This is a genomic window from Pandoraea faecigallinarum, assembly GCF_001029105.3.
Taxonomy (GTDB): Bacteria; Pseudomonadota; Gammaproteobacteria; order Burkholderiales; family Burkholderiaceae; genus Pandoraea; species Pandoraea faecigallinarum.
In genome coordinates this window covers 4,419,119-4,445,331 of the sequence record NZ_CP011807.3, presented here as the reverse complement: position 1 = coordinate 4,445,331, position 26,213 = coordinate 4,419,119, and the positions used below count along the sequence as shown (strand labels likewise).

General features: G+C 62.2%; 21 protein-coding genes. 13 read left to right on the top strand and 8 right to left on the bottom strand.

Translation table 11 applies throughout. From position 1 onward, the window contains the following. Positions 1-996 precede the first annotated feature (996 nt). A protein-coding gene (locus AB870_RS25725; RefSeq protein WP_418303967.1) for an IS5 family transposase occupies positions 997-1,795 on the bottom strand; the annotation gives its coding sequence in 2 pieces (ribosomal slippage) (positions 997-1,525 and positions 1,524-1,795; 801 coding nt in all). A 100-nt stretch (positions 1,796-1,895) separates the two neighbouring features. On the opposite strand from AB870_RS25725, the gene AB870_RS19505 reads away from it, so the two are divergent. From AB870_RS19505 to AB870_RS19490, 4 genes are read left to right on the top strand one after another with little or no spacing between them, the layout of a single operon-like run. Next, positions 1,896-3,818, top strand: coding sequence for a PrkA family serine protein kinase (locus tag AB870_RS19505; RefSeq protein ID WP_047905964.1), 1,923 nt, complete (start codon positions 1,896-1,898; stop codon positions 3,816-3,818). Positions 3,819-3,845: 27 nt separating this feature from the next. Next, positions 3,846-5,108 carry a YeaH/YhbH family protein gene (locus AB870_RS19500; protein ID WP_047905963.1) on the top strand — a complete coding sequence of 421 codons (1,263 nt, stop codon included), beginning with the start codon at positions 3,846-3,848 and terminating at the stop codon, positions 5,106-5,108. Positions 5,109-5,143: 35 nt separating this feature from the next. Next, the gene (locus tag AB870_RS19495) at positions 5,144-6,688 is read left to right on the top strand and encodes a SpoVR family protein (RefSeq protein WP_047905962.1); all 1,545 of its coding nucleotides are present in this window, start codon (positions 5,144-5,146) and stop codon (positions 6,686-6,688) included. 19 nt (positions 6,689-6,707) lie between these two features. Further along, entirely contained in the window at positions 6,708-7,118 is a 411-nt protein-coding gene (locus tag AB870_RS19490; RefSeq protein ID WP_047905961.1) for a VOC family protein, read from the top strand. A 49-nt stretch (positions 7,119-7,167) separates the two neighbouring features. Here the strand turns inward: AB870_RS19490 and AB870_RS19485 are convergent, their stop codons facing one another. Beyond that, positions 7,168-8,535, bottom strand: coding sequence for a GGDEF domain-containing protein (locus AB870_RS19485; protein WP_047905960.1), 1,368 nt, complete (start codon positions 8,533-8,535; stop codon positions 7,168-7,170). 912 nt (positions 8,536-9,447) lie between these two features. On the opposite strand from AB870_RS19485, the gene AB870_RS19480 reads away from it, so the two are divergent. The 5 genes from AB870_RS19480 to AB870_RS19460 all read left to right on the top strand — a co-directional run bounded on the left by AB870_RS19480 (position 9,448) and on the right by AB870_RS19460 (position 14,591). Continuing rightward, positions 9,448-10,182: an ABC transporter permease gene (locus AB870_RS19480; protein WP_047905959.1), complete on the top strand. Its 735-nt coding sequence runs from the start codon at positions 9,448-9,450 to the stop codon at positions 10,180-10,182. 21 nt (positions 10,183-10,203) lie between these two features. Continuing rightward, the gene (locus AB870_RS19475; protein WP_157112391.1) at positions 10,204-11,124 is read left to right on the top strand and encodes a glycine betaine ABC transporter substrate-binding protein; all 921 of its coding nucleotides are present in this window, start codon (positions 10,204-10,206) and stop codon (positions 11,122-11,124) included. Positions 11,125-11,172: 48 nt separating this feature from the next. After that, positions 11,173-11,820, top strand: a complete 648-nt coding sequence (locus tag AB870_RS19470) for an ABC transporter permease (protein WP_047905958.1) — start codon at positions 11,173-11,175, stop codon at positions 11,818-11,820. Then, positions 11,817-13,016 (top strand): osmoprotectant ABC transporter ATP-binding protein OsmV, encoded by a 1,200-nt coding sequence (locus tag AB870_RS19465; protein ID WP_047905957.1) that lies wholly within the window; start codon positions 11,817-11,819, stop codon positions 13,014-13,016. Before AB870_RS19470 ends, AB870_RS19465 begins: the two co-directional genes overlap by 4 nt. A gap of 330 nt (positions 13,017-13,346) precedes the next feature. After that, positions 13,347-14,591: a mechanosensitive ion channel family protein gene (locus tag AB870_RS19460; protein WP_047905956.1), complete on the top strand. Its 1,245-nt coding sequence runs from the start codon at positions 13,347-13,349 to the stop codon at positions 14,589-14,591. Between the two features lie 151 nt (positions 14,592-14,742). Here AB870_RS19460 and AB870_RS19455 read toward each other — a convergent pair whose 3' ends face one another. Then, complete coding sequence (locus AB870_RS19455) at positions 14,743-15,867, bottom strand: alkene reductase (protein WP_047905955.1); 1,125 nt, start codon at positions 15,865-15,867, stop codon at positions 14,743-14,745. A gap of 256 nt (positions 15,868-16,123) precedes the next feature. Continuing rightward, entirely contained in the window at positions 16,124-17,410 is a 1,287-nt protein-coding gene (locus tag AB870_RS19450; RefSeq protein WP_047905954.1) for an MFS transporter, read from the bottom strand. A 217-nt stretch (positions 17,411-17,627) separates the two neighbouring features. On the opposite strand from AB870_RS19450, the gene AB870_RS19445 reads away from it, so the two are divergent. Further along, positions 17,628-18,326: a TetR/AcrR family transcriptional regulator gene (locus tag AB870_RS19445; protein WP_047905953.1), complete on the top strand. Its 699-nt coding sequence runs from the start codon at positions 17,628-17,630 to the stop codon at positions 18,324-18,326. Positions 18,327-18,342: 16 nt separating this feature from the next. Here the strand turns inward: AB870_RS19445 and AB870_RS27420 are convergent, their stop codons facing one another. Further along, positions 18,343-19,968 (bottom strand): methyl-accepting chemotaxis protein, encoded by a 1,626-nt coding sequence (locus tag AB870_RS27420; RefSeq protein ID WP_047905952.1) that lies wholly within the window; start codon positions 19,966-19,968, stop codon positions 18,343-18,345. A gap of 286 nt (positions 19,969-20,254) precedes the next feature. After that, on the bottom strand, positions 20,255-20,845 hold the full coding sequence (locus AB870_RS19435; RefSeq protein WP_047905951.1) for a helix-turn-helix domain-containing protein: 591 nt from the start codon (positions 20,843-20,845) through the stop codon (positions 20,255-20,257). A 149-nt stretch (positions 20,846-20,994) separates the two neighbouring features. Between AB870_RS19435 and kbl the strand changes: the two genes are divergently transcribed. Both kbl and AB870_RS19425 read left to right on the top strand, forming a co-directional pair. Continuing rightward, complete coding sequence (gene kbl, locus AB870_RS19430) at positions 20,995-22,212, top strand: glycine C-acetyltransferase (protein WP_047905950.1); 1,218 nt, start codon at positions 20,995-20,997, stop codon at positions 22,210-22,212. A gap of 2 nt (positions 22,213-22,214) precedes the next feature. Next, positions 22,215-23,192: an NAD-dependent epimerase/dehydratase family protein gene (locus AB870_RS19425; RefSeq protein WP_047905949.1), complete on the top strand. Its 978-nt coding sequence runs from the start codon at positions 22,215-22,217 to the stop codon at positions 23,190-23,192. A gap of 160 nt (positions 23,193-23,352) precedes the next feature. On the opposite strand, the gene AB870_RS26475 is transcribed toward AB870_RS19425, so the two are convergent. Next, on the bottom strand, positions 23,353-23,496 hold the full coding sequence (locus AB870_RS26475; protein ID WP_157112390.1) for a hypothetical protein: 144 nt from the start codon (positions 23,494-23,496) through the stop codon (positions 23,353-23,355). Between the two features lie 455 nt (positions 23,497-23,951). On the opposite strand from AB870_RS26475, the gene AB870_RS19420 reads away from it, so the two are divergent. Then, positions 23,952-24,824, top strand: coding sequence for a hypothetical protein (locus AB870_RS19420; RefSeq protein ID WP_157112389.1), 873 nt, complete (start codon positions 23,952-23,954; stop codon positions 24,822-24,824). A gap of 61 nt (positions 24,825-24,885) precedes the next feature. Here AB870_RS19420 and AB870_RS19415 read toward each other — a convergent pair whose 3' ends face one another. Then, entirely contained in the window at positions 24,886-26,211 is a 1,326-nt protein-coding gene (locus AB870_RS19415) for an ABC transporter ATP-binding protein (protein WP_047905947.1), read from the bottom strand. Positions 26,212-26,213: the final 2 nt, after the last annotated feature.

The window sequence follows — 26,213 nt, the reverse complement described above, 5'->3', positions numbered from 1 at the left end:
CCAGAGTGGGACGAGCACGAGCAGCGTAAGTGCCGTGCGTTCCCAGCCAGCGAGACGGTAGAGCCAAACAGAGAAGCGAATCATGGAAAAGTCGGGTGACGCACGGGTGCGAAGCCACGGAACCGCTGTGCGGCGCTGCGTGGCGCTATGTGCAGATGCGCCCTAAATGCAACAAGGTTGCATTATTGCACGAATCGACCGGGCGGCAGCGGTTGTCGTTCGAACCCTGGCCGGGCGGCGCGGCGGCTCACAACACGTTACATATTCCGCGCAGCACATTTCGGTGAACCGGCGTAACATGCTTTCAAGGCTGATCGTCTGGCACGTTGTTCGCTTCATTCCAGAGATCGGCGATTTGCAAGGAGGAGGTAGTCCGTTCAGACAGCCGTCCGTCGTCGACTTTCCGCTTGCGGCGATCATGTGTCGCTACATGTCGTTCGCACGACCTTCGCGACTTTGCGCAGTCGCGACGCCTCGACAGGAAAGCACTCGTATCGCGCCCACGTCTTCGGCTTCGTCGACGTCGTCGGGCCGCCCGCTTTTTTTCCCAAAAACTTCGCACACCGTGGTTCGGATACGACTGCGATATTTTCCATGATAAATAGGATTCCGTAATAAATTGGAGAGAAGTCGAAACGTCTTTCGATGCAGGCAAACCCGAGTGCGCTGTGCGTGGGTGAAGACTCCAAAAGTCGCTCGACTTTCGACATGTCTCGTGTGACGTGCGCATTGCGTAGATGTGGCGGAAACCCTTGCCGCATGCGGGTTATCAAGAATGGTTAGCGATGCGGCAAATATCTAGCGACAGTTTTTTTGTTTGTGCATATGATGAGTTAACGGTTGCAATTTTCACGGACAAGTTTAAAGTCAACCTAAACCGATTTTGAGTCGTTCATGTGAGGGAGGGGACAGTGCGAAAGGTTTCGCGTCAGTCGCTCCGGCATGCAGTGAGCCAGGTCGAAACCATTGCGCAGTCATCCGGGTCTTAGAGCCGGTTTACGATCTCCTGAGCAGCAGTGCCAAAAAGGCGAGATGGACAAACTGCAAGCTGGTGTTGAGCAAACGCTCACAGTTCTTCCATAAGCGCCGGTTCTTCTCCAGCCAGGCGAAACTGCGCTCGACGACCCAACGCTGCGGCAGGACCTTGAAAGTATGCAGTTCGCTGCGTTTGGCGATCTGCACCGTGACCCGCTCGCCCAAGATCTCGCGCACGCCCTGCGCGAAGGGTTCGCCCACGTAACCGCCATCGACCAGCACACTTTGCACCTGTCCCAAGCGAGGCTTGCCGTGCTCGAACGCCAGCAACGCTCCTTTGCGATCGGTCACCTCGGCAGTGGTTACCGCCACGGCGTGCGGCAAGCCCTGCGTGTCTACGGCAATATGACGCTTGATGCCCGACACCTTCTTGCCCGCGTCATAACCCTTATGCGCTGCCGTGTCAGTGTTCTTCACGCTCTGCGCGTCCACGATCAAGAACGTCGTGCTGGCGCTGCGTCCCTGTCTTGTGCGCGCCGCGCCAACCTGATTTTTTGAGTGCCTGCTCCAGCACGCTCACGCCGTGCTGGTCAGGCTGACTCCATTTGCTGAAATACGCGTAGACGGTTTGCCACTTGGGAAACTCGCTGGGCAAGAAGCGCCATTGGCAACCTGTACGCAACAGATACAGCACCGCGCAAAACACCTCGTACAAGTCCACCGTCGTGGGCTTCGTGCGCCGGCGCACGCTGCGCAACAGCGGCTCGATCTCCGAGAACTTCTCTCGGCTTATGTCACTCGCGTATTTCTTTCTCGTCATCCTCGAATTATCAGGGATGACCAGAAGATCGCAAACACGTTCTTAGGCAACAGAGCGGGCATCGCGTCGCGATGTTTTCCGATGAAGCGGGGTGAGGCATATGGATATTTTCAGCCACTACACGACACGTTTCGAAGCACGCAAGGAAGAGGAATACAGCATCCAGGAATATCTGGAGATCTGTAAGAAGGACTCGACTGCGTATGCAACGGCAGCCGAGCGCATGTTGCGCGCGATCGGCGAGCCTGAGCTGATCGATACGCATCACGACCCGCGACTCTCGCGGCTGTTCTCCAACAAGATCATCAAGATCTATCCCGCCTTCCGTGACTTCTACGGCATGGAAGACACGATCGAGCAAATCGTCTCGTTCTTCAAACACGCCGCACAGGGACTCGAAGAGCGCAAGCAGATTCTCTATCTGCTCGGGCCTCCGGGCGGCGGCAAGTCGTCGCTGGCCGAGAAGCTCAAGGCGTTGATGGAGGACGTGCCCATCTATTGCCTGAAGGGATCGCCAGTGCACGAGTCGCCTCTGGGTCTGTTCTCGCCCGAGGAAGACGGCAAGATTCTGGAAGAGGACTTCGGCATCCCGATACGGTATCTGAATACGATTCCGTCTCCATGGGCCACCAAGCGTCTGAATGAATTCAACGGCGACATCACGAAGTTCCGTGTGGTGAAGGTGCGGCCGTCCGTGCTGCAACAAATCGCCATTGCCAAGACCGAGCCGGGGGACGAAAACAACCAGGACATCTCGTCGCTGGTCGGTAAGGTCGATATCCGCAAACTCGAGGAATATCCGCAGGACGATCCCGACGCCTATTCCTACTCCGGGGGGCTGTGCCTGGCCAACCGCGGCCTGCTCGAATTCGTCGAAATGTTCAAGGCGCCGATCAAGGTGCTCCACCCGTTGCTGACCGCGACACAGGAAGGCAACTACAAGGGAACGGAAGGGTTCGGCGCGATTCCGTTCGACGGCATCGTGCTCGCCCACTCGAACGAAGCGGAGTGGCAAAGTTTCAAGGGCAACCGCAACAACGAAGCTTTCCTCGACCGTATCTATATCGTAAAGGTGCCGTACTGCCTGCGCGTGACCGACGAGGTAAAGATCTACGAGAAACTGGTGAAGAACAGTTCGCTCGCCAATGCACCGCGCGCGCCGAACGTGCTCAAGATGCTGGCTCAGTTTGCAGTGCTCACCCGGCTGAAAGAGCCCGAGAACTCCAACATCTTCTCCAAGGTCCGTGTCTACGACGGTGAAAACCTCAAGGACATCGATCCGAAGGCCAAGTCGTATCAGGAATACCGCGACTACGCCGGGGTGGACGAAGGGATGACGGGCATGTCCACGCGTTTTGCCTTCAAGGTGCTCTCGAAAGTCTTCAACTTCGATAACACCGAAGTCGCGGCCAACCCGGTGCACATGCTGTACGTGCTCGAACAGCAAATCGAGCGCGAGCAGTATCCGGGCGAAGTCGAGAAGCGCTATCTGGCCTACATCAAGGAGTATCTGACCGCACCCTTCGTCGAGTTCATCGGCAAGGAGATTCAGACCGCCTATCTCGAGTCGTATTCCGAGTACGGTCAGAACATCTTCGATCGTTATGTGAACTTCGCGGATCTGTGGATTCAGGATCAGGAATATCGTGACCCGAACACCGGCGAAATTCTGGATCGCACGGCGCTCAACGACGAACTGGAGAAAGTCGAGAAACCGGCCGGGATTACCAATCCGAAGGACTTCCGCAACGAGATCGTCAACTTCGTTCTGCGTGCGCGCGCCAACAACGCGGGCAAGAATCCGCTCTGGACGAGTTACGAAAAGCTGCGCGCGGTCATCGAGAAGCGCATGTTCTCGACCACCGAGGATCTGCTGCCGGTGATTTCTTTCAATGCGAAGTCGTCCAAGGAGGATCAGGAAAAGCACGCCAACTTCGTCAACCGGATGGTGGAAAAGGGCTATACCCCGAAGCAGGTTCGCCTGCTCGTGGAATGGTATCTGCGCGTGCGCAAATCCTCGTAGCAACCGTAGCAACCAATCGGGGCCACCATGTCAGCAATCATCGACAGACGGCAAAACGGCAAGAACAAAAGCGCCATCAATCAGCAGCGCTTCATCAAGCGCTACCGCGATCAGATTCGTCGCGCGGTAGCGAAGGCGGTGGGTGGGCGCAAGATTACCGATATCGATGGCAGCGGACAGGTCTCGATCCCGGTGAAGGACATTTCGGAGCCATTGTTCCACCACGGACCCGGCGGGCGGCGGGAGATGGTACATCCCGGCAATCGGGAGTTCGTGGTGGGCGACAACTTCGAGCGTCCGCCATCGGGCGCGGGCGGCGGCGGCAGCCGCGCCAGCGACTCGGGCGAGGGCGAGGACGATTTCGTCTTCAACCTCTCGCGGGAGGAGTTCCTGAAATTTTTCTTCGAAGACATGGCGCTGCCCGACCTTGCCAAGCGCAGGCTCGCGCAGATTCCGGAGTTCCGCAAGGTTCGTGCGGGCTATTCCATCGACGGTACGCCGTCGAACCTCAACGTCATTCGCACGATGCGCAGCTCGCTGGGCCGCCGCATCGCGCTCACCGCGCCCTATCGCAAGCAGTTGCGCGAACTGGAGGCCGAGTATGCGGACATCGTCTCACGGGAAGGCGACACGTCGCCCCGTGCGCTGGCGCTGGCGCACGAGATTACGCATCTGCGTACGCGCGTCGAGGCGATTCCATACATCGAAAAGCTCGATCTGCGGTATTCGAACCGGATCATGCAGCCGCGCCCGCAGGCGCAGGCCGTCATGTTCTGTCTGATGGACGTTTCCGGCTCCATGGACCAAAGCCGCAAGGATCTGGCCAAACGCTTTTTCATGCTGCTCTACCTGTTCCTGCGGCATAACTACGAGCGCATCGACCTCGTGCTCATCCGTCACCATACGACCGCGAAGGAAGTCAACGAAGACGACTTCTTCTACGCGCGCGAATCGGGCGGCACGGTGGTGTCCAGCGCGCTCAAGCTGATGAACGACATCATTGCCGACCGGTATTCGCCCAGCGACTGGAATATCTACGGCGCGCAGGTTTCGGACGGCGACAACTGGGACGGGGACTCGCCGATCTGTCGCGATATTCTGATGCAGTCGATCATGCCGGCGGTGCAGTATTTCGCCTACGTGGAGGTGGCGAGCGCCGAGCCGCAGAACCTGTGGAACGAATACCTGTCGGTCAAGCAGCAGCATCCGAATTTCGCAATGCAGCGCATCATGGAAGCGGCTGAAATCTACCCGGTGCTGCACGACCTGTTCAAGAAGAAGGCGGCCTGAAAACCGTCCCGCCGGTACTACAACGAGGACGCATCATGGCGTATATCTCCACCGGATCGGAATGGACGTTCGAACTGATTCAGCGTTACGAGCACGAGATCGCGCGCATTGCCTCGGACTTCAAGCTCGACACGTACCCGAATCAGATCGAGATCATTACCGCCGAGCAGATGCTCGACGCTTACGCGACCGTCGGCCTGCCCATCGGCTATCACCACTGGTCGTACGGCAAGCACTTCCTGTCTTCCGAGCGCGGTTACAAGCGCGGGCAGATGGGGCTGGCTTACGAGATCGTCATCAATTCAAACCCCTGCATCGCCTATCTGATGGAGGAGAACAGCATGACCATGCAGGCGCTGACCATCGCGCACGCCAGCTACGGTCATAACTCGTTCTTCAAGGGGAATTACCTTTTCCGCACATGGACCAGCGCCGACGCCATCGTCGACTATCTGCTGTTCGCGCGGAACTACATTACCGAGTGCGAGCAACGCTACGGCGAACAGTCGGTGGAGTTGCTGCTCGACTCCTGCCACGCGCTGATGAACTACGGCGTGGACCGGTACAAACGGCCCAAACGTCTGTCGCTCGCCCAGGAGCAGGCGCGCCAGAAGGAACGCGAGAATTACCTGCAAATGCAGATCAACGATCTGTGGCGCACGCTGCCGAATCACGCGCTGCACGACGACGATGAGGACGACGGCCTCGACCCCACGGAGTCGGACGAGCCGCCCTTTCCGGGCGAGCCGCAGGAGAACCTGTTGTATTTCTTCGAGAAGAACGCGCCGAAGCTCGCTCCGTGGCAGCGCGAGATCGTGCGCATCGTGCGCAAGCTGGCGCAGTACTTCTATCCGCAGCGCCAGACCAAGGTGATGAACGAAGGATGGGCCACGTTCTGGCACTACACGATTCTCCAGCAGCTCTACAAGGAGAAACTTGTCAACGACGCCTTCATGATGGAGTTCCTGCACGCGCATACGAACGTGGTCTATCAACCGTCGTTCGACAGCCCCTACTACAGCGGGCTCAATCCGTACGCGCTCGGTTTTGCGATGTTCCAGGACATTCGCCGCATGTGCGAGGCGCCAACGGAAGAAGATCGTCTGTGGGCCCCCGACATCGCGGGGTCCGACTGGGTGAAAACGCTCGACTTCGCGATGCGCAACTTCAAGGACGAGAGTTTCATCCAGCAGTTCCTTTCGCCCAAGGTCATTCGCGACCTCAAGCTGTTTTCCGTGCTCGACGACGACCGCGACAGCCGCCTGCGCGTGACGGCCATTCATAACGACAGCGGCTATCGCGAGATTCGCGAGATGCTGGCGCAGCAATACAACCTCAGCCAGCTCGAACCGAACATACAGGTCGCACACGTCGATCTGCATGGCGACCGGTCACTCACGCTGCGTCACGTGCAAAGCGAGCGAAAACCGCTCGACGACAGCTTCGAGGAAGTGCTCAAGCACGTGGCCCGGCTGTGGGGCTTCACCGTACGGCTGGAAACGGTGTTCGAGGACGGGCGCAGCGAGATGACGCACGAAACCAAGGTCGAGAAGCGGCGGCGCTACGCGCTGAGCGCCTGACGGCGGGCGCGGGCAGCGGATGAAGATCCCGTTCGTCGCACTCGATCATGTCGTGCTGCGCACCGCAGATGTCGCCCGGCTCCAGCATTTCTACATCCACGTGCTGGCGTGCTCGCTGGAGAAGGTACAGGCCGAGCTCGGGCTGGTGCAGTTGCGCGCGGGCGATTCGCTCATCGATCTGGTGGACGTCGCAGGAACGATCGGCCGTCAGGGCGGCGCCGCGCCGGGCCCCGAAGGCCGTAACCTCGATCATTTCTGTCTGCGGGTCGAACCGTTCGACGACGAGGCGATCCGTCGGGAACTGGCAACGCATGGGGTCACGCTGGGCGAGGTGGTGCAACGCTATGGCGCGCATGGGCAAGGGCCGTCGTGCTACCTCAACGACCCCGACGGCAATACCGTCGAGCTCAAGGGACCGCCGTCTCGTTAGCGTTCCCGCCTATGCGGCGTCATGTCAGGTTATGCAACCTTACGCAACGTCATGCCGCCATCTGTCCCAGCACGCTCTGATCGCGTCCCTTGTGCTTCGCCTGATACAGCGCCTTGTCGGCGCGCTCCAGCATTGCACTGATGACGAGCGGCTCGCCCGGCTGCCATGACGCGATCCCCACGCTGATCGTGATCGCTTCGCCCTCATCACGTGCGGCCTGCGGCAGCAAATCCGAACTGGCGCGTTTGACCGATTCGCGAATACGGTCGGCCACACGAAGCGCCGCATGCTGATCGATCTCCGGCAGCACCACCGCGAACTCCTCTCCTCCCAGACGCACTGCGAAGTCACTCGGCAAGCGAATGCAATGCTGGATCGTCGTGGCGATGCGTTGCAGCACGGCGTCGCCGAACGGATGGCCGTAGCGGTCGTTGACCTGCTTGAAGAAGTCGATGTCGATGAGCAGTACGGACAGGGGAATCTCCCGCTGTTGCACGCGTTCGGCCACCAGACGAATGCGATTGTCGAAGTAGCGGCGATTGTAGATATGCGTGAGCGGATCGATGAACACCTTCTCCACGAGATCGGTGTTCGTGAGTGCGAGCGATTGGTATTGTCGTGTGATCTCCCATACCAGCGCGAGCGTTGCAACGCCCGGCGATGCCAGCGCGAGCAGGCGCGCCGCGTACCACTGATAAGACGCCTCGCTCGGCGCGGTAAGCGAGAGCAGCAACTGGCACAGCGAGATCGTGACCACGACCCACACGAGCAGGAAGAGTTTGTGCGACAGGCGCGTGACGGCCGCAATACGCCACCACAGCGCGACATAAGCGACGAAGAGTGCGCCAAGCGCGAGTGTCTCGATGTCGATGCCGCCCGCAAGATGTGGCGTGACGAGGGTGCGTCCGGCGCCAACGAGCGACAACGACACCGTCACCCAGATGATGAGCACAGTCGCGCCGTAGCGCGCCGCTTCCGAATAGCCGGGGCGCGTATGCGGGTCCATGCGGGTGCGCGAATAACTGCGCACGCTCAACATGACGTATGCGGCGAAGCTCGCTTCAGCCACGAGCCAGAGCCAGAACGGCGCGCGCGTGACGTGGGTGGAAATGCCGGCGAGCTGGTTCGCGAGCAGCACGCCTTCGGTGAACATGAAGAGTCCGCGCAGCAAAAACGCGCAACCGAACTGCGCGAAGTAACGCTTACCGTTGTAGAGGTACTGAACGCCGAGCAGACACGCCGTCGACAAATTGAGGATGCCGCCGGCCGAGACGAGGAAGAACGTGAGCAAGGGATTCACCGTGCCTTCGAGCGCACGCGCAAGGAATCCCGCGAGAGTGAGTGCGGCGCACGCTGCCAAAATGGTGGCCGCGGCAACCCGATTGCCCTGTTCGGTACGGCTGATGGTACTTTTCATAGTTGTTATTCGCCATTCAACGACCTCGTGCCCGCGCACGATCGCTTTCCTACCGTTCAATCATCGCGCCCGCGAATCGCCGCGAGATCATGGCCTCACGTTGCGTTCACGTTCCCCGATTTTGCGCTAAATGATTGATAACTAAGATAAACCTCGGAGAATACACGAGTTTTTCCGGCTTCGCACTGGTTTCCGGAGTGGGCCGCCAATTTCCGGTTGGCGACGAGAAAGCACGCAGATTTCGACGGCACTTCGTGTCGGGTCAAGGCCTGCGAAACGACACGTCCACGTCCTCGGGGAGCGCACCGTGCGGCACACTGGTCCGCCATGCGGAACATGCGAGTTTCGACACAAATGCCGGATTTCGGGACATTTCAAAAATATCTCGTTCGTGCATCTTTTTCCATTCCCGAATGGCCCCGCCCGGCGGGGGATTACGGCGTGCACAATTGATTCGGAATCCTATTCGTATGAAAAATATCTTGTGTAATTGCGTGTAAATATGCCCGATTCCGCATCAAAAACATGCTAAGGGTTGGCATCGACGCATTATCTGTACTAGAATAAAAAAAGCCAATCGCTGCGGTTGGCCCATAGAATCAAAAGCGTTGCCGGTGTTCCTCGTTGCGCCGGCGTCCTTACCACCACGCAATGAGTTTCAGCAGTAAAACATTCGCGCGCTTTCAATAAGCGTGCACCGAGAGGCCCAGGCGCCCACGGCGTTGAAAGCTCGTCTCTCAAGTCGCATTCCGCGACGCCTTGTTCGTCACCGTCGTCTTCCACAGACCTTCGGATCGAACACATCACAATTCGCAAGGCAGCTAACAGTTGTCATGCTTGTTTGACCGCGTTGTCACGTGGGGCGATGGCTATTGCTTCGCGCGCAGCGCTGCCAACCCATTCAAAGGGAGCATGAACGTGGCGAAGCAGTATCGCATTCTCTATCTGGCCGGATTCGGGCTACTCGGCGTTGCCGCCGCAGCCACTGGTCTGGTGTATTGGCTGGGCGTCGATTCGCTCGTCAAATACCGGGGCGACCTGGTGTATTACACCCAGCAGCATCTCAAGCTCGTAGCCATATCGATGACATTGGCCATCGTGGTCGGCGTGCCCGCGGGGGTGCTGATCTCGCGGCCGATGTTCGAGAAGCACGCCGAGCGGGCGGTGCAGATTTTCAATATCGGCAACACGCTGCCCTCGCTTGCCGTCCTGGCGCTTTCGATGGCGGTACTCGGCATTGGCGACCGCCCGGCCATTCTGGCGCTGTGGCTCGCGTCGCTGCTGCCGATCGTGCGTAATGCGTACGAAGGGTTGCGGCAGGTGCCGCCCGCATTGCGGGAGTCGGCGCGCGGCATGGGCATGACACCCGCGCAGGTGTTGTTCCGCGTCGATCTGCCCAACGCCATGCCGGTCATCGTCGGCGGCATTCGCACCGCGCTCGCCATCAATGTCGGTACGGCGCCGCTCGCCTTTCTGATCGGCGCGGACAGTCTGGGACAACTGATTTTTCCGGGCATTTATCTCAACGACCAGACCAAGCTGTTGCTCGGCGCTGCCGGAACTGCCCTGCTGGCGCTCGTGCTCGACGGTATCGTCGCCTTCGCCAGCGGGCTGTGGTTCGCCCGTCACGGCGCTGCCGTGCGCTGAGACCTCAGGAGGCCCATACGTATGAAAATTTCGTTTCAACAGATGATGCCGCGCTGGATGCGCCTGTTCGGCGCCGCGGCACTCGCGCTGGGCGTGATGGCCACGAGTGCCGCGGCGCAGGCTGCCACGCTGACCATCGGCGGCAAGAACTTCACCGAACAACTCATCCTGTCCGAGATGACGGCGCAATATCTGCGCAGCAAAGGCTACGACGTCGAGCTCAAAAACGGGTTGGGCAGCGTGGTGATGCGTCAAGGCATGGAGAGCCAGCAGCTCGATGTGGTCTGGGAGTACACGGGCACTTCGCTGATCGTCTACAACAAGGTTACCGAGAAACTCGACCCGCAGCAGACCTATGAACGCGTGAAGGAACTCGACGGCAGGATCGGCCTCGTCTGGCTGAATCCGGCGGCGCTGAACAACACCTATGCGTTCGCGATGCCCGGCAAGATCGCACGCGAAGAAGGCATCGATACGGTGTCGCAGCTCATCGATAAATTTCGCTCGAATCCGAAGATGCAGTTTGCGTTCGACATGGAGTTCGTCGGTCGTTCGGACGGTCTCGAACCGATGGAACAGCTCTACGACTTCCATCTCGCGCGCAGCAACATCAAGCAGATGGACCCGGGTCTCGTCTACACGGCGCTGCGCAATGAGCAGATCGATGCCGGACTCGTCTACACCAGCGATGGCCGCAACAAGGGTTTCGATCTGAAGGTGCTGGCCGACGACAAGGGCTTCTTCCCGGCTTACGCCGCCACGCCGGTCGTGCGCAAGGAAGTGCTCGACGCCAACCCCGCGCTCGCTGACGAACTCAACGCACTGTCAGCGAAGATCAACGACGAGAACATGCGAGACATGAATGCACAGGTCGATATCGATCACCGTGCCGTCTCGCGGGTGGCGAGCGAATTCCTCAAGCAGGAAGGACTGGTGCCGTGACGGCCGCAGGCTTGTCATGGCACCCATGGATTTTGATCGAGGAGTCTCATGATTGAATTTTTGACGCATAACTGGCATCGCATTCTGACCCTCACCGGTCAGCACGCGTGGCTGGTGGCAGCTTCCGTAGGAGCGGCCATCGTGGTCGGCGTGCCGCTGGGCGTGCTGGTCACGCGGTTTCGCTGGTTGTCCGGCGCGGTGCTGGGATTGGCGACGGTCGTGCTCACGATCCCGTCGATTGCCCTGTTCGGCCTGATGATCCCGGCACTGTCCGTCTATGGCATGGGCATCGGCCCCGCGCCCGCCGTTGCCGCCGTCTTCCTGTATTCGCTGCTTCCGATCATGCGCAACACGAGCCTCGCGCTTCGGCAGATCGATCCGAGCATTCGCGAAGCGGGAGTCGGCATCGGCATGACGTTCTGGCAGCGTCTGCGTCTGGTGGAATTGCCGCTCGCCGTGCCGGTGGTACTGGGTGGCGTGCGCACTGCTGTCGTAATGAATATTGGCGTGATGGCCATTGGCGCCATCGTCGGGGCCGGCGGTCTCGGGGTGTTGATCACCCAGGGAATCAGCCAGAGCGATACCCGGCAGCTTGTCGCGGGTGCGGTCATGGTGAGTCTGCTCGCCATCGTTGCCGACACCCTGTTGCACCGCCTTCAGCGTGTGCTGACACCGAAAGGAATCCGAACCGTATGATCAAACTCGACAATCTCACCAAAAGCTTCGTCCAGAAGGACGGCACGCGCGTGAACGCCGTGAACAAGGTCAGTCTCGATGTGCCGCCTGGCGAAATCTGCGTCTTCCTCGGCCCGTCGGGGTGCGGCAAGACGACCACGCTCAAGATGATCAACCGGCTGATCAAGCCGACCTCCGGGCACATTCTGCTCAATGGGCAAGACACCGGCAACATCAACGAAATCGAACTGCGCCGCCATATCGGTTATGTGATCCAGCAGATCGGTCTGTTCCCGAACATGACCATCGAGGAGAACATTACCGTGGTGCCGCGCCTGCTCGGCTGGGACAAGAAGCGCTGCCGCGAACGGGCGACCGAACTGATGGGCATGGTCGCCCTCGATCCGAAGCGTTATCTGTCGCGCTATCCGCGTGAACTCTCGGGCGGTCAGCAGCAGCGTATCGGCGTGATCCGCGCGCTGGCGGCCGACCCGCCGGTGCTGCTGATGGACGAGCCGTTCGGCGCCGTCGACCCGATCAACCGCGAGTCGATCCAGAACGAGTTCCTGCAGATGCAGCGTCAACTGGGCAAGACGGTCATCATGGTCAGCCACGATATCGACGAGGCGATCAAGCTGGCGGACCGCATTGCGATTTTCCGCCAGGGCAGTCTGGTGCAGTATGCGCAGCCCGACGCCTTGCTCGCACGCCCGGTCGACGAGTTCGTGGCGAGCTTCGTGGGACATGACCGAATTCTCAAGCGACTGCTGCTGGTGCGCGCCGAGGATGCGGCCACGCCGCAACCGACCGTCAAGCCGCAAACCACGCTGTCCGAAGCGTACGGTCTGATGGACGAACTCGACACACGCTCGCTGGTGGTCGTTGACGAAAATGCGCGTGCATTGGGTTACATTGCGCGTCGCGATACGCGTCACGCACAGGGCACGTGCGGCGAACGGGTGCGGGATTTCAAGGCGTCGGCGGTGGCGGGAGACAACCTTCGGGTGCTGCTCTCGCGCATGTACGAACACAATCTGGCATCGCTGCCGGTGCTCGGCGACGACAATCAATACCTCGGTGAGGTCACGCAGGACTCCATCGCCGATTACCTGAGTTCCGGCAAGTCGCGCGGCAATGGCGGAGGTACGATCATCGCGCCGTCGCTGCCGGGGGCGCAGAGTGTCGTGGCGAGCGTGCCGTTTGGAGCGTCCGTATAAGACGTGCGGACGGGCGTGCGTGCGGGCATTCTGCGGTATCACGGCATCACGGTGTCGCGGGGCCGGTCGATGCGGCACGCCGCCATGACCGCTCGTAACCGCTCGTGGCCGCTCGTGACGGCGTCTGAAAAAGCGTGCCGCCGTGTGCGTGCCGGCCCGTGCGCGGGAACGGCGAGCGCGCGGCGACTCCGGGAATGACGGTCCATGGCGGCCGTCATTTTACGTTGGCGGTTGGCGCGCTCGGCGGCGCATCGGTCCGGTCGGGGCCGGTGGCAGCGCCGGGCAAGGTCGTCGGTATGTTGGTGAATCTGAGAGTCGAGGAGTGGCGGGATGACGTGGGAAGCCTTGATGGCGTGGTTCGGCAATGCGCCCTGGGCGCGGATGGCCGTGGCATTGGCGATGCTGGTTGTGGTGGCGGTGCTGGTGCAGGCCGTGGCGCAGTTCGTGATCGTGCGTGTCGTGCGCCTGGTCGTGCAACGTACGGCCAATCGCTGGGACGATGCGCTACTCGCGCATCGCGTGTTCCATCGGGCCGCGCGTACCCTGCCGTATCTCGTGGTTCAGTTCGGCATCGAACTGGTGCCGGACCTGCCGGAAAAGGCCGTACTCGTCATCGGCAACGTGGCGCTTGCCACGACCCTGCTCTACGCCACGCTGGCCATTGCGGGCATTCTGGATGCGGCGCAGTCCGTCTATGCGATGTCCGAGCATGCGCGCACGCGGTCGATCAAGGGGTATGTCCAGCTAGGGAAGATCGCGCTGTACGTGGTCGCGGGCATTGCCATCGTCGCGACGATCATCGACCGCTCGCCGTGGTTGCTGCTCTCCGGCCTGGGCGCGATGTCGGCGGTGCTGCTGCTGGTATTCAAGGACACGATCATGTCGTTCGTCGCGAGCGTGCAATTGACGTCGAACGACATGCTGCGCGTGGGTGACTGGATCGAAATGCCGCAAGTCGGCGCCGATGGCGACGTGGTGGACATTGCGCTGCACACGGTGAAAGTCCAGAACTGGGACAAGACGATCACGACCATTCCGACATGGCGTCTGATCTCCGAGAGCTTCCGGAACTGGCGGGGAATGCAGCAGGCGGGTGGGCGCCGCATCAAGCGCACGTTGTGCATCGATGCGGGGAGCGTTGGGTTCCTCGACGAGGCGGAGATCGCGCGTTTGTCGAAGTTGCATCTGCTGTGTGACTACCTCTCGGAGAAACAGCGTTCGCTGGCGGACGCAAATGCTGCGTTGGGCATTGCGGCGGGAGTGCCGGCCAACACGCGCCGTCTGACGAACATTGGCACGTTCCGCGCGTATGCGCTGGCGTATCTGAAAGCGCACCCGAACATTCACGAAGGCATGACGTGTATGGTGCGCTCGCTGCAACCGTCCGCCACGGGAATTCCGGTAGAGCTTTACTGCTTCACCAACACGATCGTGTGGGCCGAATACGAGCGCGTGCAGGGCGATGTCTTCGACCATCTGCTGGCGATCCTGCCGGAGTTCGGGCTGCGCATGTATCAGAACCCGGCGGGCGCCGACCTGATGCGTTGGACCGCGCCGGAGGCGCGCGCGGCTTAACCGGGATCCCGGTTAAGCGCTTCAGGTCAACATCCTGAAAGCCTCATCGCGGCGAGGCGAGCCGGACATAAACGCAGGGCGCCTCGCAGGCGTCCTGCTTTCCGGGCGGCAACGCAACGATGTCATCGCCGCCGTGGCGGCGGCGCGAACGTCAGGCTGCCGACTCGTCCAGCGTCGGGTAATCGACGTAACCCCGCGCGTCGCCACCGTACAGCGTGTCGCGATCGAGCGCGTTGAACGGGCCGCCGCGCCTGAGGCGCTCGACCAGATCCGGGTTCGCGATGAATGGCTTGCCGAAGGCGATCAGATCCGCGAGGTTTTCCTTGCGTGCCTTGATCGCGAGCGCAAGGTCATAGCCGTTGTTGGCCATGAACGTACCCTTGAACAGACGACGCAGCTTTTGCAGATCGAAGCCGCCTTCCACTTCGCGCGGGCCGCCCGTTGCCCCTTCGACCACGTGCAGGTACACCAGACCGAAACGGTTGAGTTGCTCGACGGCATAGGTAAACACGGGTTCCGGATGGCTGTCGCCGCAATCGTTCGCCGGGCTGATCGGCGACAGGCGAATGCCCACGCGCTCGGCGCCCCACACATCGACGACGGCTTGCGTCACTTCTAGTACGATGCGCACGCGGTTCTCGATGCTTCCGCCGTATTGATCCGTGCGATGGTTCGTCTTGTCGCGCATGAACTGATCGAGCAGATAGCCGTTCGCGGCGTGGATTTCCACGCCGTCGAAACCGGCACGCCTGGCGCATTCGGCGGCGTGTCGATACTGTTCGACGATGCCCGGGATCTCGGACGTCTCCAGCGCGCGCGGCACCGGATGCGGCTCGAAACCGTGCTCGGTGAACGCTTTACCTGCCGGCTGAATCGCCGACGGCGCCACGGGCAGCGCCCCCCCGGGTTGCAACGACGGATGCGAGATGCGGCCGACGTGCCACAACTGGCAGAAAATCTTGCCGCCCTTGGCATGCAGCGCGTCCGTCACCTGCTTCCAGCCGGCGACTTGTGCTTCGGTATAGATGCCCGGCGTGAAGGCGTAGCCTTTGCCCTGTTGCGAGATGTTCGTGGCTTCGCTGATGATGAGCCCGGCCGATGCGCGTTGCGCGTAGTACTCGGCGACCATCGGGCCGGGCACGTCGCCCTGACCGGCACGGCTGCGGGTGAGCGGGGCCATCACGATACGGTTGCTCAGTTCAAGCGGGCCGAGCGGATACGGCGAGAACAGATCGGTATCGAGGGCGGCGAGTGGGGTATGTTGCGAGTCCGTCATTGCTGAAGGTCCTGTGAAAGTGGGGGTTGCTGTGCTGCACAAAACCTGCACAGGTTACGGCAATTCGCTCGGCCTTGCCGAACACGCCCAAGGTGCTCCGGCCGGCCGCAGCCGATAGGAAAACGTTCCGGATGTCATGCACCGGAGCAGGGCATCGCAGCGAGTCTTCATGGCATGCGTGACAAGTGCGTCGACGGCGGGACCGACGGCGGGATCGAAGACGGAATTCGTCGAAAATCCGCCGACATTCGGCAATTCAGGCGTTCGCGGCCGCCGGGCGCTTCGGTGCGTGCGGCGCAATTCGCAGCACCATGAATGCCCCGACGATGCACACGCCGCCCGACAGCATCGACGCCATCGTGTAGTTACCGAGCGTGGCACGCAGCGAACCGGCAACGAGTGCGGCAGTGGCCGCGCCCAGTTGATGGCCGGCGACGATCCAGCCGAACACGATCGGGGCCATCGTCTTGCCGAAGACATCGGTGGTCAGGCGCACCGTCGGCGGCACCGTCGCAATCCAGTCCAGCCCGTAGAACAGCGCGAAAAGCGGGAGCCCGAAGAAGTCCAGCCCGAAGGCGTACGGCAGATAGATCAGCGACAGACCGCGCAGACCGTAGTACCAGAACAGCAACACGCGGCTGTTGTATCGGTCCGAGAGCCAGCCCGAGGCCGTGGTGCCCACGAGGTCGAGAATGCCCATCGCCGCCAGAATGCCCGCTCCCTTCACCTCGGAAATGCCGTAATCGCCGCACATCGCGATGAAGTGCGTGCCGATGTAACCGTTGGTGCTCGCGCCGCAGATGAAAAAGCTGAAGAACAGCAGCCAGAAGTCGCGCTTGCCGGCGGCCATGCGCAACGCAGACAACGCGGCAGTAAGGGGGTTGCCTTGCGTGAGCGGCACGTCGGCGGCATCTTCCGGTGCGCCGACCGGACGCAGTCCGACCGAGCCGGGACGCTCCGGCAACAGGAACGCCACCAGAGGCAAAACGATTGCCGCCACGAGCGCCACGACCAGCACCACCGGGCGCCAGCCGTAGTTTTCGGTGATCGCCGCCATCATCGGCAGGAACACCATCTGGCCCGTTGCCGAGCTTGCCGTGAGAATGCCCATCGCCAGGCCGCGATGCGTGTGAAACCAGCGGTTCGAGACCGTGGCCGCGAGCGTGACGGCGGCCACACCCGTCCCGCCGCCGACCATCACGCCCCAGATCAGCACCATCTGCCAGGGCGCCGTCATGAGCGACGACAACGCCGTGCCCGACGCCAACAGCAGCAACGCCACCATGACCGTGGGACGAATGCCAAAACGCTGCATGGCGGCTGCGGCAAACGGGCCGGTCAGGCCGTACAGCGCAAGGTTCACCGAGATCGCCAGCGAGATCGTGGCGCGGCTCCAGCCGAAGTCGTGCTCCAGCGGCACCATCATGACGCTCGGCGTCGCGCGGATGCCCGCCGAGGCAAGCAAAACCAGAAAAATGACGCCGACGACGATCCACCCGTAGTGGAAATGTCCGTCGATGCGCTTTGCAAGTGCAGCCTTCATGGCAGAAATCCTTGCTGAGGTTCGGTGTTGTGCGCCGAACCGGGAACGTTTGGGAGAACCGGGCTGTCTATGTCCCTCAGTAGACATGTGACAGATCGGTAACATTAGGTTGCCATGTTATGAACCGATCGGTAACATGTCAAGACATCCATTGCGACGGCAGGGTTATCGCTTCGCTCGCGTGCTTCGCAAACCACAGTTCAGGGAGTGCCGGATCATGGCCAAATCGACCACGTCTTCATCGCCGCAGGCGCCCGCAGCGCCCGCGGTGTCGTCTGCCGCGCACCGGCGCGGTGCTGCGCCGCGTGCCGGCAAGACGCCACGCCATGTCACGCCGGCCCCCATCGCACAACAGCACCTGCTCGACGCCGCCGTGGAGTTGTTCCATTCGGAAGGTGTGCGCGCCGTGGGGGTGGACGCCGTCGTCAAACGCGCGGGTGTGAACAAGATGAGCCTGTACCGTCAGTTCGCATCGAAGGACGACCTGATTCTGGCGTATCTCGATCATATGCAGACGGCAAGTCTCGCGCGTATCGACGAAAGCATCGCGAAGCGCCCGGGCGAACCGCGCGCGCAGATGCTGCAAATTTTCCTGGATTTGTCGGAGCGGGCGAGCAAACCCGGCTATCGCGGCTGCCCGTTCGTGAATGTGGCGGCGGAATTCCCCGATCCGGCCCATGCGGCGCGGGTGTCGGTGCTCAATTACAAGGCGGAAGTGGTGCGCCGCTTCACGGCCCTCGTGACGGCGGCCGGCCTCAAGGAGCCGGCGCCGCTGGTCGACGCGTTGTCGCTGATTCTCGAAGGCGCCTACGCCGCGAGCCAGACCTTCGGCGCGGGTTCACCGCCGCTGCGTATTCTGCCGATCGTCGCGCAGCGGATCATCGACGCGGGAATGGCAGGCGAGTTGACGGCGTAGACGCTGAGTTTGCCGCTCAGGCCGCCAGCCGCCGGAGCGCCACGGCCGCCGTGCCTTGCGTGAGCGGTGCGTCTGGGGCGCCGGGTGCCGTGGCCGTCCCGTTCATCCGGAATGCGGCCACCGCCTGATCGAGCAGGCGGGCCTGATCTTCCATCGAGGCGGCGGCCGCGGCCGCCTGTTCCACGAGCGCTGCGTTCTGCTGCGTGACTTCGTCCATTTGCGTGACCGCCCGGCCGACCTGCTCGATGCCGTGGCTCTGTTCTTCGGACGCCGCCGAAATCTCGCCCATGATGTCGGTCACGCGCCGCACCGCCTGGACCACTTCGTGCATCGTCTGACCCGCCTGTGCGACGAGCACCGAGCCGTCCTGCACACGGCTGTTCGACGATTCGATCAGTTCCTTGATCTCCCTGGCCGCGGCCGCGCTACGCTGCGCCAGCGTGCGGACTTCGCCCGCCACGACCGCGAAGCCGCGTCCCTGCTCGCCCGCGCGTGCGGCTTCCACCGCCGCATTGAGCGCGAGAATGTTCGTCTGGAAAGCGATACCGTCGATCACGCCAATGATGTCGACGACCTTGCCCGAGCTATGGGAAATGCCTTCCATCGTGGCAACCACCTGGTCCACCACTTGTCCGCCGCGCACGGCGATGGCCGACGCATTCTCCGCCAGTTGACTCGCCTGACGCGCGTTGTCGGCGTTCTGACGCACCGTCGAAGTGAGCTGCTCCATCGACGACGCCGTCTCTTCGAGCGCCGCCGCCTGCTGTTCGGTGCGCGCCGACAGATCGGTGTTGCCTTCGGCAATCTCTCGCGACGCGACGGTAATGGCGCTGGTGCCGCTGCGGATGCGTCCGATCATCTGCTGAAGGTTGCCTTGCATGCGTTGCATGGCATAAAGCAGACTTGCGCCGTCGCCCGGGCGCAGCCGTACCTGCGTGAGCAGATCGCCGTCGGCGATACGCGTTGCGATGTCCGCGGCGTACTCCGGTTCCCCGCCCAGACTGTGCTGGACGTTGCGGATGATGAGCAGCATGACGCCCGATACGGCCAGACCGACGATGGCGAGCATCGCGCCCCAGCGCAACAGCGCGCCAAGGAAGGCCGCGTTGATGTCGTCGACGTAGACGCCCGTCGTCAGATACCAGTCCCACGGCGAGAACACGCCAACTCGGCTGATCTTCTCCACGGGTTGCTCGGAGCCGGGCTTCGGCCACAGATAAGTGACGAACGGATCGCCGGTGCGCGCGGCCGCCACGATGTCCGAAAACATGAGCTTGCCCGACGGATCGCGGAACTGGCTCATGTCCTTGCCTTCGAGCTTCGGATTCACCGAATTGAGCACGATCACGCGCTGGGAGTTCAAGATACCGAAATAGTTGTCGCCGTCGTAACGGATCGCGCCGATCTGCTCGCGCGCCAGTCTTTGGGCGTCGGTGACACTCATTTCACCGCGCTCGGCGCGTGCGGCGTAGTGCTTGGCCAGACTCAGACCGGCGTCGACCACGTGGGTCAGGCCCGCGCGGCGCTCGGCGAGCATTGTGTCGCGTTGGGCCCATGCGCCCCAGATTGCCATTGCGAGCAGGCTCACCCACATCAATGCCACCGCAGACCACAACTTCGCTTTCAGACTCAATCGCTGCATTCCTTCGTCATCCCCACTGATTCCGCGCTGGTGTTGCGCTTGCGGCGGCCGCGCGTGACGTGCTGGCACGTCCGGGCGGTCCGGTTATCGAGTTGCCGGCGTCCTTCGATGAAGACACGGACCAAACGTGTGCTAACGGCAGTTGGCGGGCGGACTTGAGCTTTGCGCGAGGCGACATGCGCACCGCCGCCCTGGCGGCGGGCGGTGCGGGCGGGGCGCGGCGGGAAACAGGACGGGAGGAATGGGGAAGTGGGAATGGCGAACCCGGCGGGAGACCGGCGATCGCTTAGCCGTGGATGACGACCATCAGGCCGCGCGCCACCGCTTTGCCGACGTTGCGGATCGCGTGCGCCCGGTCGGCGGGGTAGCGCGCCGTCTCGCCCGGTCTGGCGCGCCGGGCAACATGTTCGACTTCGATGTCAACCTGTCCGTCGAATACCGTGAAATGCTCGCGCGTGCCCGGATCGTGCGGCTCGGAGACAAGCGCCGCGCCCGGTTGCAGCGTCAGTTCATACCATTCGAACTTCCCGGCGAGGTCCATCGGTCCGAGGATCTTCAACTGATAAGCCTGCTCGGCCCCGGCGAGTGTCGGCGTCTCGTGCTTGCCGAAAATGCGCACCGGCTCGGGGTCGCCCGCGGGAGCGCCGAGCAACTGGTCGAGCCGCACGCCCAGGGCGTTCGCCAGACGCCATGCGACCGCAATGGTCGGATTGGCCTTGTCGCGCTCGATTTGCGAGAGCATCGACTTCGACACGCCGGAGGCGCGCGAGAGCGTCTCCAGCGTCATGCCGCGCTCCTTGCGCAACTGCTGGATCATGTCGCCGACGGGCGGCGGGGCGATAGGGGACACCGCAGCGGCTGCGGGAGTACTTGCCATATGAATTCCGGGATATTAGAATTTTTCAATATATTGAAACTAGTTCAATATAAAGTATAGTTTCCGATAAGCTGTATGTCGTGATGGTAGCAGAGCATGCTCGCACGCAGCGGGGCTTTCGGCCCGATCACATTCAGGAGATGCACCCCATGACCGCACAAACCCCGGAAGCCCGCGAGGGCTTCTACCGTCAACTGACCGAACGACTCGAAGACACGCGCCGGCAGGGCCTTTTCAAGCAGGAACGTGTGCTCATGTCGCGGCAGGGGCCGGAGGTCATGTGCGACGACGGGCAAACGCGTATCAACCTGTGTGCCAACAACTACCTGGGGCTGTCGGGCAGCGAATCGCTGGTCAAGGCCGGGCAGAAGGCGCTGGAAGATTTCGGCTTCGGCCTGTCGTCGGTGCGCTTCATTTGCGGCACGCAGGGCCCGCACAAGGAACTCGAAGCCCGCATCGCGGCATTCCTCGGTACCGAGGACGCCATTCTCTACGCCGCGGCGTTCGACGCCAACGGCGGGGTGTTCGAGCCGCTGTTCGACGAGCAGGACGCCATCATTTCCGACGCGCTGAACCACGCCTCCATCATCGACGGCGTGCGGCTTTGCAAGGCGCAACGTTTGCGCTACGCCCATAACGACATGGACGATCTCGAGCGCCAGTTGCAGGCCGCCGCGGGCGCGCGCCATCGGATCATCGTCACCGACGGAGTGTTTTCGATGGACGGCACGATTGCCCAGCTCGATCGCATCGTCGCGCTTGCCGAACAGTACGGCGCGCTCGTCATGATCGACGAGTGCCACGCCTCCGGCTTCATGGGCCCGACCGGGCGCGGCACGCACGAGCATCACGGCGTGCTGGGCAGGATCGACATCATCACCGGCACGCTGGGCAAGGCGCTGGGCGGTGCGATGGGCGGCTTTACGGCCGGCCGCCGGGAAGTCATCGAGACGCTGCGTCAGCGTTCGCGCCCCTACCTCTTTTCCAACAGTCTGGCACCGGCCATCGTGGGCACCTCGCTTGCCGTTTTCGAGGAGCTCGAACATTCGTCGGCGCGCCGCGAACGATTGCACGAAAACACGGCGTTCTTCCGTCAGGAAGTCGCGGCACTGGGCTTCACGATCAAGCCGGGCACGCACCCCATCGTCCCCGTCATGCTGTTCGACGCCACACTTGCGCAACGCTTCGCCCAGCGTCTGTACGAACTGGGTGTCATCGCCACCGGCTTCTTTTACCCCGTGGTGCCGCAAGGTCAGGCGCGCGTGCGCGTGCAGCTCTCGGCGGCCCATACCCGCGAACACCTCACCCGTGCGCTGGCGGCGTTCGCCCAGGCCGGTAACGAACTCGGCATTCTCAAGCAAGGTTGATCATGGAACGAATTCTCATCATCGGCGCCAACGGGCAAATCGGCAGCGAACTCGTGGAGGCGCTGGCGGCGCAGTACGGCAACGGGAATGTCGTTGCGACGGATATCGCTCCGGGGCCGTCGCGTCACCCGGTGCATTACGAGACACTCGACGTGCTCGACGCCGCGCGTCTGGCCGCGCTGGTCGAGCGCTTCGGCATCACGCAGATCTTCCATCTGGCGGCGCTGCTCTCGGCCACTGGCGAGACGCGACCGTTGCAAGCGTGGACACTTAACATGAACGGCTTGCTCAACGTGCTCGAACTCGCGCGCGAGCATCGGGGCAAGGGCCGGAGCCTGCGAGTGTTCTGGCCGTCGTCGATTGCCGCTTTCGGCCCGCACACGCCTGCCGTGGAGACGCCGCAACTCGCGATCATGGACCCGACCACCATGTATGGCATCAGCAAGCAGGCGGGCGAACGGTTATGCGAGTACTACTTTACGAAGTTCGGGGTGGACGTGCGCAGCCTGCGCTATCCGGGCGTCATCAGCTACAAGACGCCGCCGGGCGGCGGCACGACCGATTACGCCATCGAGATCTTCCAGGCGGCGCGTCGCGGCCAGACGTACACCTGTTTCCTGAAGGAAGATGCCACGCTGCCGATGATCCACATGCCCGACGCCGTACGCGCGACGCTCGAACTGATGAACGCCGATGCGTCGAAACTGCGCGTGCGCTCGTCATACAACGTCGCGGGGGTGAGTTTCGATCCGAAGACGCTGGCCGGGGCGATTGCGCACCGTGTGCCGGGCTTTACCGTGACGTATGCGCCGGATTTCCGCCAGGCGATCGCCGAGACGTGGCCGCATACCCTCGACGACACGCACGCACGATATGACTGGGGCTGGAAGCCGGCCTACGATCTGGACGCCATGGTGGACGACATGCTCGCCAACGTACCGCTCGACTGGCACGCGAGCGCACTGGGAAACGCCGCCTGACGGGCGGGCGTCATGGTGGACGCCGGAGGCTAAACCGCAAGGGCTGAGAGAAAACGCAAAGGCGAACCGGAAGGTGGGCGGAAAGACGGCCTGAGCAAGGCGCGTGCGATGCGACTCGTACGCGCCTTGTTTCTTTTGGCGCTGCGCTTGCGATGACGACTTACTTGGGATGGTGCACGGCGTAGTACGCGAGTGCGGCCAGCACCGCACAAGTCACCGCAAATGCGCGACGTCGCCAACGGTAGGCGGCGGTGAAGCTGATGGCCCGTACGCGGCCTTCTTCTTTCGAATGGTAATAGCTCATATTGCACCTTCTCGATCTGGTACACGGTCTTCGCCGCAAGGAGAACCCGCGCACTCCCTTGTCGATGTGCCCCCCGGCACATGACACGCAGGTTCCGAATCGATTATGCGACCGCACAAAACCGACCGCTAATCAGTATCTTTACCGATAGGTGTGGCCTTTTTGACACGGTCGGCTCACGCTCGATTCGTTTCGACGCAGCGCTCGAACGTCGCCCGACGGGCGTGCCGGCATCGCCGTCGCCGCCGCCGCGCCCAATCGCCACGGCCCGCCGGCGGACATTCCACGAATCAGCGCCCGACTGTGCAGAAATCTCGATTGTCGAGAGACACGAAGAATCCACACTTCTCCGCTTGCGCGGTGCCGTGGGCGCTGAAACAATGCCTGAAAACGGTGGCCACGCCGATGGCCGCTTCCAAGCCGTCGTTGCGATCACGCCTGGGGAGGGACGTGCCATGACGCCGAACACGCGCCGCACCATCGCTTGCGGCCTACGTCTTGCCGCCGCCGGTCTTACCGGCCTTCTCGTTTTTTCCGCGGCCAATGTCCACGCGCAGGAAGCCATGCTGCGGGCCAACAATCAGGTCTGGTTCGGCGTGGGCGCACAACGGCTGAACTACTGGGAATCCATTGGGCCCGGCAAGAGCGACTCGGAAAGCGGAACGACCGCGGCCTTCGCCCTGACCGCCTCCACGCAGCGCCAGTTGTTCGGCATCTCCAATCTGTATTTCAGCGGGGCCGTGCGCGTGGCGCATGGCAACGTGGACTATGGCGGCTATTTGCAGGACACCGCCGGCAGGGTGCTTCAGTCCGACTATCAGATGAAGACACGCTCCACGGCCACGGACGTCACGCTCAAGGCGGGCAAGGCCATCCCGTTCCATCTGGGCACATGGAATGCACAAGTCATCCCTTATGTGAGCTACAGCTACCGGGACTGGATTCGCGACAGCAGCCGCGACCCCTACGGATTCTACGAACGCTATCGCCACCACGTGGTCGGCGGCGGGCTGATGGGGCAGGTCGAGCTCACGCCGAAGCTGGTCGCAACGGCGGACGTCCGGGCCGGCGCGATGGTCGGCGCATCGATGACGCTGGCCGGTTCGCAGAACACCTTCACCCTTGGCAACAAACCGGTCGTCGTGGCGGGCTTCGGTCTCGATTACGCGATTGCCCGCAACTTCCACGTGAATGCGAGCTACGAGTGGTCGCGCTTTCAGTACGGCCGCTCGGCGGTGACGCAGGTCGGCCCCGGTGTGACGGCGTACGAGCCCGATTCGAAGACGATCAACCAGACGTGGATGATCGGCGCGGGTTACGCCTTCTGACCGGCGTGCGCCTTGCGGCGCATGGCCGGCCGCATTCGGGGTTCGTTGCCGCAAACGCCGGTCAGCTCGCGCCTTCCATGTCTTCGAGACTGAACGTTTCGGTGTGGTCGTTGTACGAAAAGATCTCGGCGTAACGGCCCCAGTTGATCGCAGTGTCGAGCGTTTCCTGCGCCAGATCGTCCGACATCGAATCTTCCAGTTCCTGCTCGAAACGCACGCGCGGCGCGCGCTGGCCGCGACGCTCCTGCAACACCGAGCGAATCTTCGCCGCGAGCGGCACGTGACGCAGCAAATGCTCTGCGAACAGCACCTTGCGCTCCTGCGTACTTACGTCCACGAACCGCTTGCCCGCGGCGGTGAGCAAAATGTCGCCCTCCTTGAGTTCCGCGAATCCCAACTGATCGAGAATTTCGGCGACCGGGAAGAGATCGTCGACTTCGAGCAGCAGCGTCTGCGCGATGTCCGGCAAGTCGGCGCGCCCGTTGTACGGCGGCACCGCCAGGGCTTCGAGCAGACCGGCCATCAGGTTGGTCGAGACCTCATGCAGCGGGCTGGAAAGCTCCAGCGGCATCTTCTGCGTGGTGTGGGCGTTGCGGCGCGAAGTCATGAGCGCGTAAATGTCGTCCACCATCTTGCGAAACGCCGGATCGAGGCGGTTACGACGGTGCGGGAACGGCACCTTGATCTCCGCGACCACGCGGCCCGGATTCGACGACAGCACCAGAATCCGGTCGCACATGAAGACCGCTTCTTCGATGTTGTGCGTGACGATCAGGATCGACTTGATCGGCAATTGACGCTGGCTCCACAGGTCGAGCAGATCGGTACGCAGCGTTTCCGCCGTGAGCACGTCGAGCGCGGAAAACGGCTCGTCCATGAGCAGCAGCGTGGGGTTGACCACCAGCGCCCGGGCGAAGCCCACGCGTTGGCGCATGCCGCCGGAGAGTTCGCGCGGGTAGGCGTTCTCGAAGCCGTCCAGACCGATCAGATCGATGGCGGCGAGCGCCCGCTCGCGGCGCTCGCGAGGTTCCACGCCCAGCGCTTCGAGCCCGGCTTCCACGTTCTGCAACACTGTCAGCCACGGAAACAGCGCGAAGGTCTGGAACACCATCGCCACGCCCTCGGGCGGGCCTTCGAGCGGTTGGCCCAGGTAGCGGATGTCGCCCGAGCTGGGCTGGATCAGACCGGCGATGATGCGCAGCAGTGTCGACTTCCCGGAGCCGGAGCGGCCCAGCAGGCCGACAATCTCGCCCTCGTGCAGTTGCAGGTTCACGCTGTCGAGTACTTGACGCTCGTCGCTGCCCTTGCGGAAGCCGCGACTGACGTTGGCGAGCGAGAAGATTTCTTTTCCGGCGATCGATTGGCCAGCGTTCGTATCGTTTGGCATCA

Bases quoted from the DNA above. Each gene is read 5' to 3' on its own strand.
- AB870_RS19420 (WP_157112389.1), top strand. From the start codon at position 23,952: ATGACGCCGAACACGCGCCGCACCATCGCTTGCGGCCTACGTCTTGCC.
- AB870_RS19480 (WP_047905959.1), top strand. From the start codon at position 9,448: ATGAACGTGGCGAAGCAGTATCGCATTCTCTATCTGGCCGGATTCGGG.
- kbl (WP_047905950.1), top strand. From the start codon at position 20,995: ATGACCGCACAAACCCCGGAAGCCCGCGAGGGCTTCTACCGTCAACTG.
- AB870_RS19500 (WP_047905963.1), top strand. From the start codon at position 3,846: ATGTCAGCAATCATCGACAGACGGCAAAACGGCAAGAACAAAAGCGCC.
- AB870_RS19445 (WP_047905953.1), top strand. From the start codon at position 17,628: ATGGCCAAATCGACCACGTCTTCATCGCCGCAGGCGCCCGCAGCGCCC.
- AB870_RS26475 (WP_157112390.1), bottom strand. From the start codon at position 23,496: ATGAGCTATTACCATTCGAAAGAAGAAGGCCGCGTACGGGCCATCAGC.
- AB870_RS19415 (WP_047905947.1), bottom strand. From the start codon at position 26,211: ATGCCAAACGATACGAACGCTGGCCAATCGATCGCCGGAAAAGAAATC.
- AB870_RS19470 (WP_047905958.1), top strand. From the start codon at position 11,173: ATGATTGAATTTTTGACGCATAACTGGCATCGCATTCTGACCCTCACC.
- AB870_RS19495 (WP_047905962.1), top strand. From the start codon at position 5,144: ATGGCGTATATCTCCACCGGATCGGAATGGACGTTCGAACTGATTCAG.
- AB870_RS19450 (WP_047905954.1), bottom strand. From the start codon at position 17,410: ATGAAGGCTGCACTTGCAAAGCGCATCGACGGACATTTCCACTACGGG.
- AB870_RS19435 (WP_047905951.1), bottom strand. From the start codon at position 20,845: ATGGCAAGTACTCCCGCAGCCGCTGCGGTGTCCCCTATCGCCCCGCCG.
- AB870_RS19475 (WP_157112391.1), top strand. From the start codon at position 10,204: ATGAAAATTTCGTTTCAACAGATGATGCCGCGCTGGATGCGCCTGTTC.
- AB870_RS19490 (WP_047905961.1), top strand. From the start codon at position 6,708: ATGAAGATCCCGTTCGTCGCACTCGATCATGTCGTGCTGCGCACCGCA.
- AB870_RS19505 (WP_047905964.1), top strand. From the start codon at position 1,896: ATGGATATTTTCAGCCACTACACGACACGTTTCGAAGCACGCAAGGAA.
- AB870_RS19425 (WP_047905949.1), top strand. From the start codon at position 22,215: ATGGAACGAATTCTCATCATCGGCGCCAACGGGCAAATCGGCAGCGAA.
- AB870_RS19485 (WP_047905960.1), bottom strand. From the start codon at position 8,535: ATGAAAAGTACCATCAGCCGTACCGAACAGGGCAATCGGGTTGCCGCG.
- AB870_RS19455 (WP_047905955.1), bottom strand. From the start codon at position 15,867: ATGACGGACTCGCAACATACCCCACTCGCCGCCCTCGATACCGATCTG.
- AB870_RS27420 (WP_047905952.1), bottom strand. From the start codon at position 19,968: ATGCAGCGATTGAGTCTGAAAGCGAAGTTGTGGTCTGCGGTGGCATTG.
- AB870_RS19465 (WP_047905957.1), top strand. From the start codon at position 11,817: ATGATCAAACTCGACAATCTCACCAAAAGCTTCGTCCAGAAGGACGGC.
- AB870_RS19460 (WP_047905956.1), top strand. From the start codon at position 13,347: ATGACGTGGGAAGCCTTGATGGCGTGGTTCGGCAATGCGCCCTGGGCG.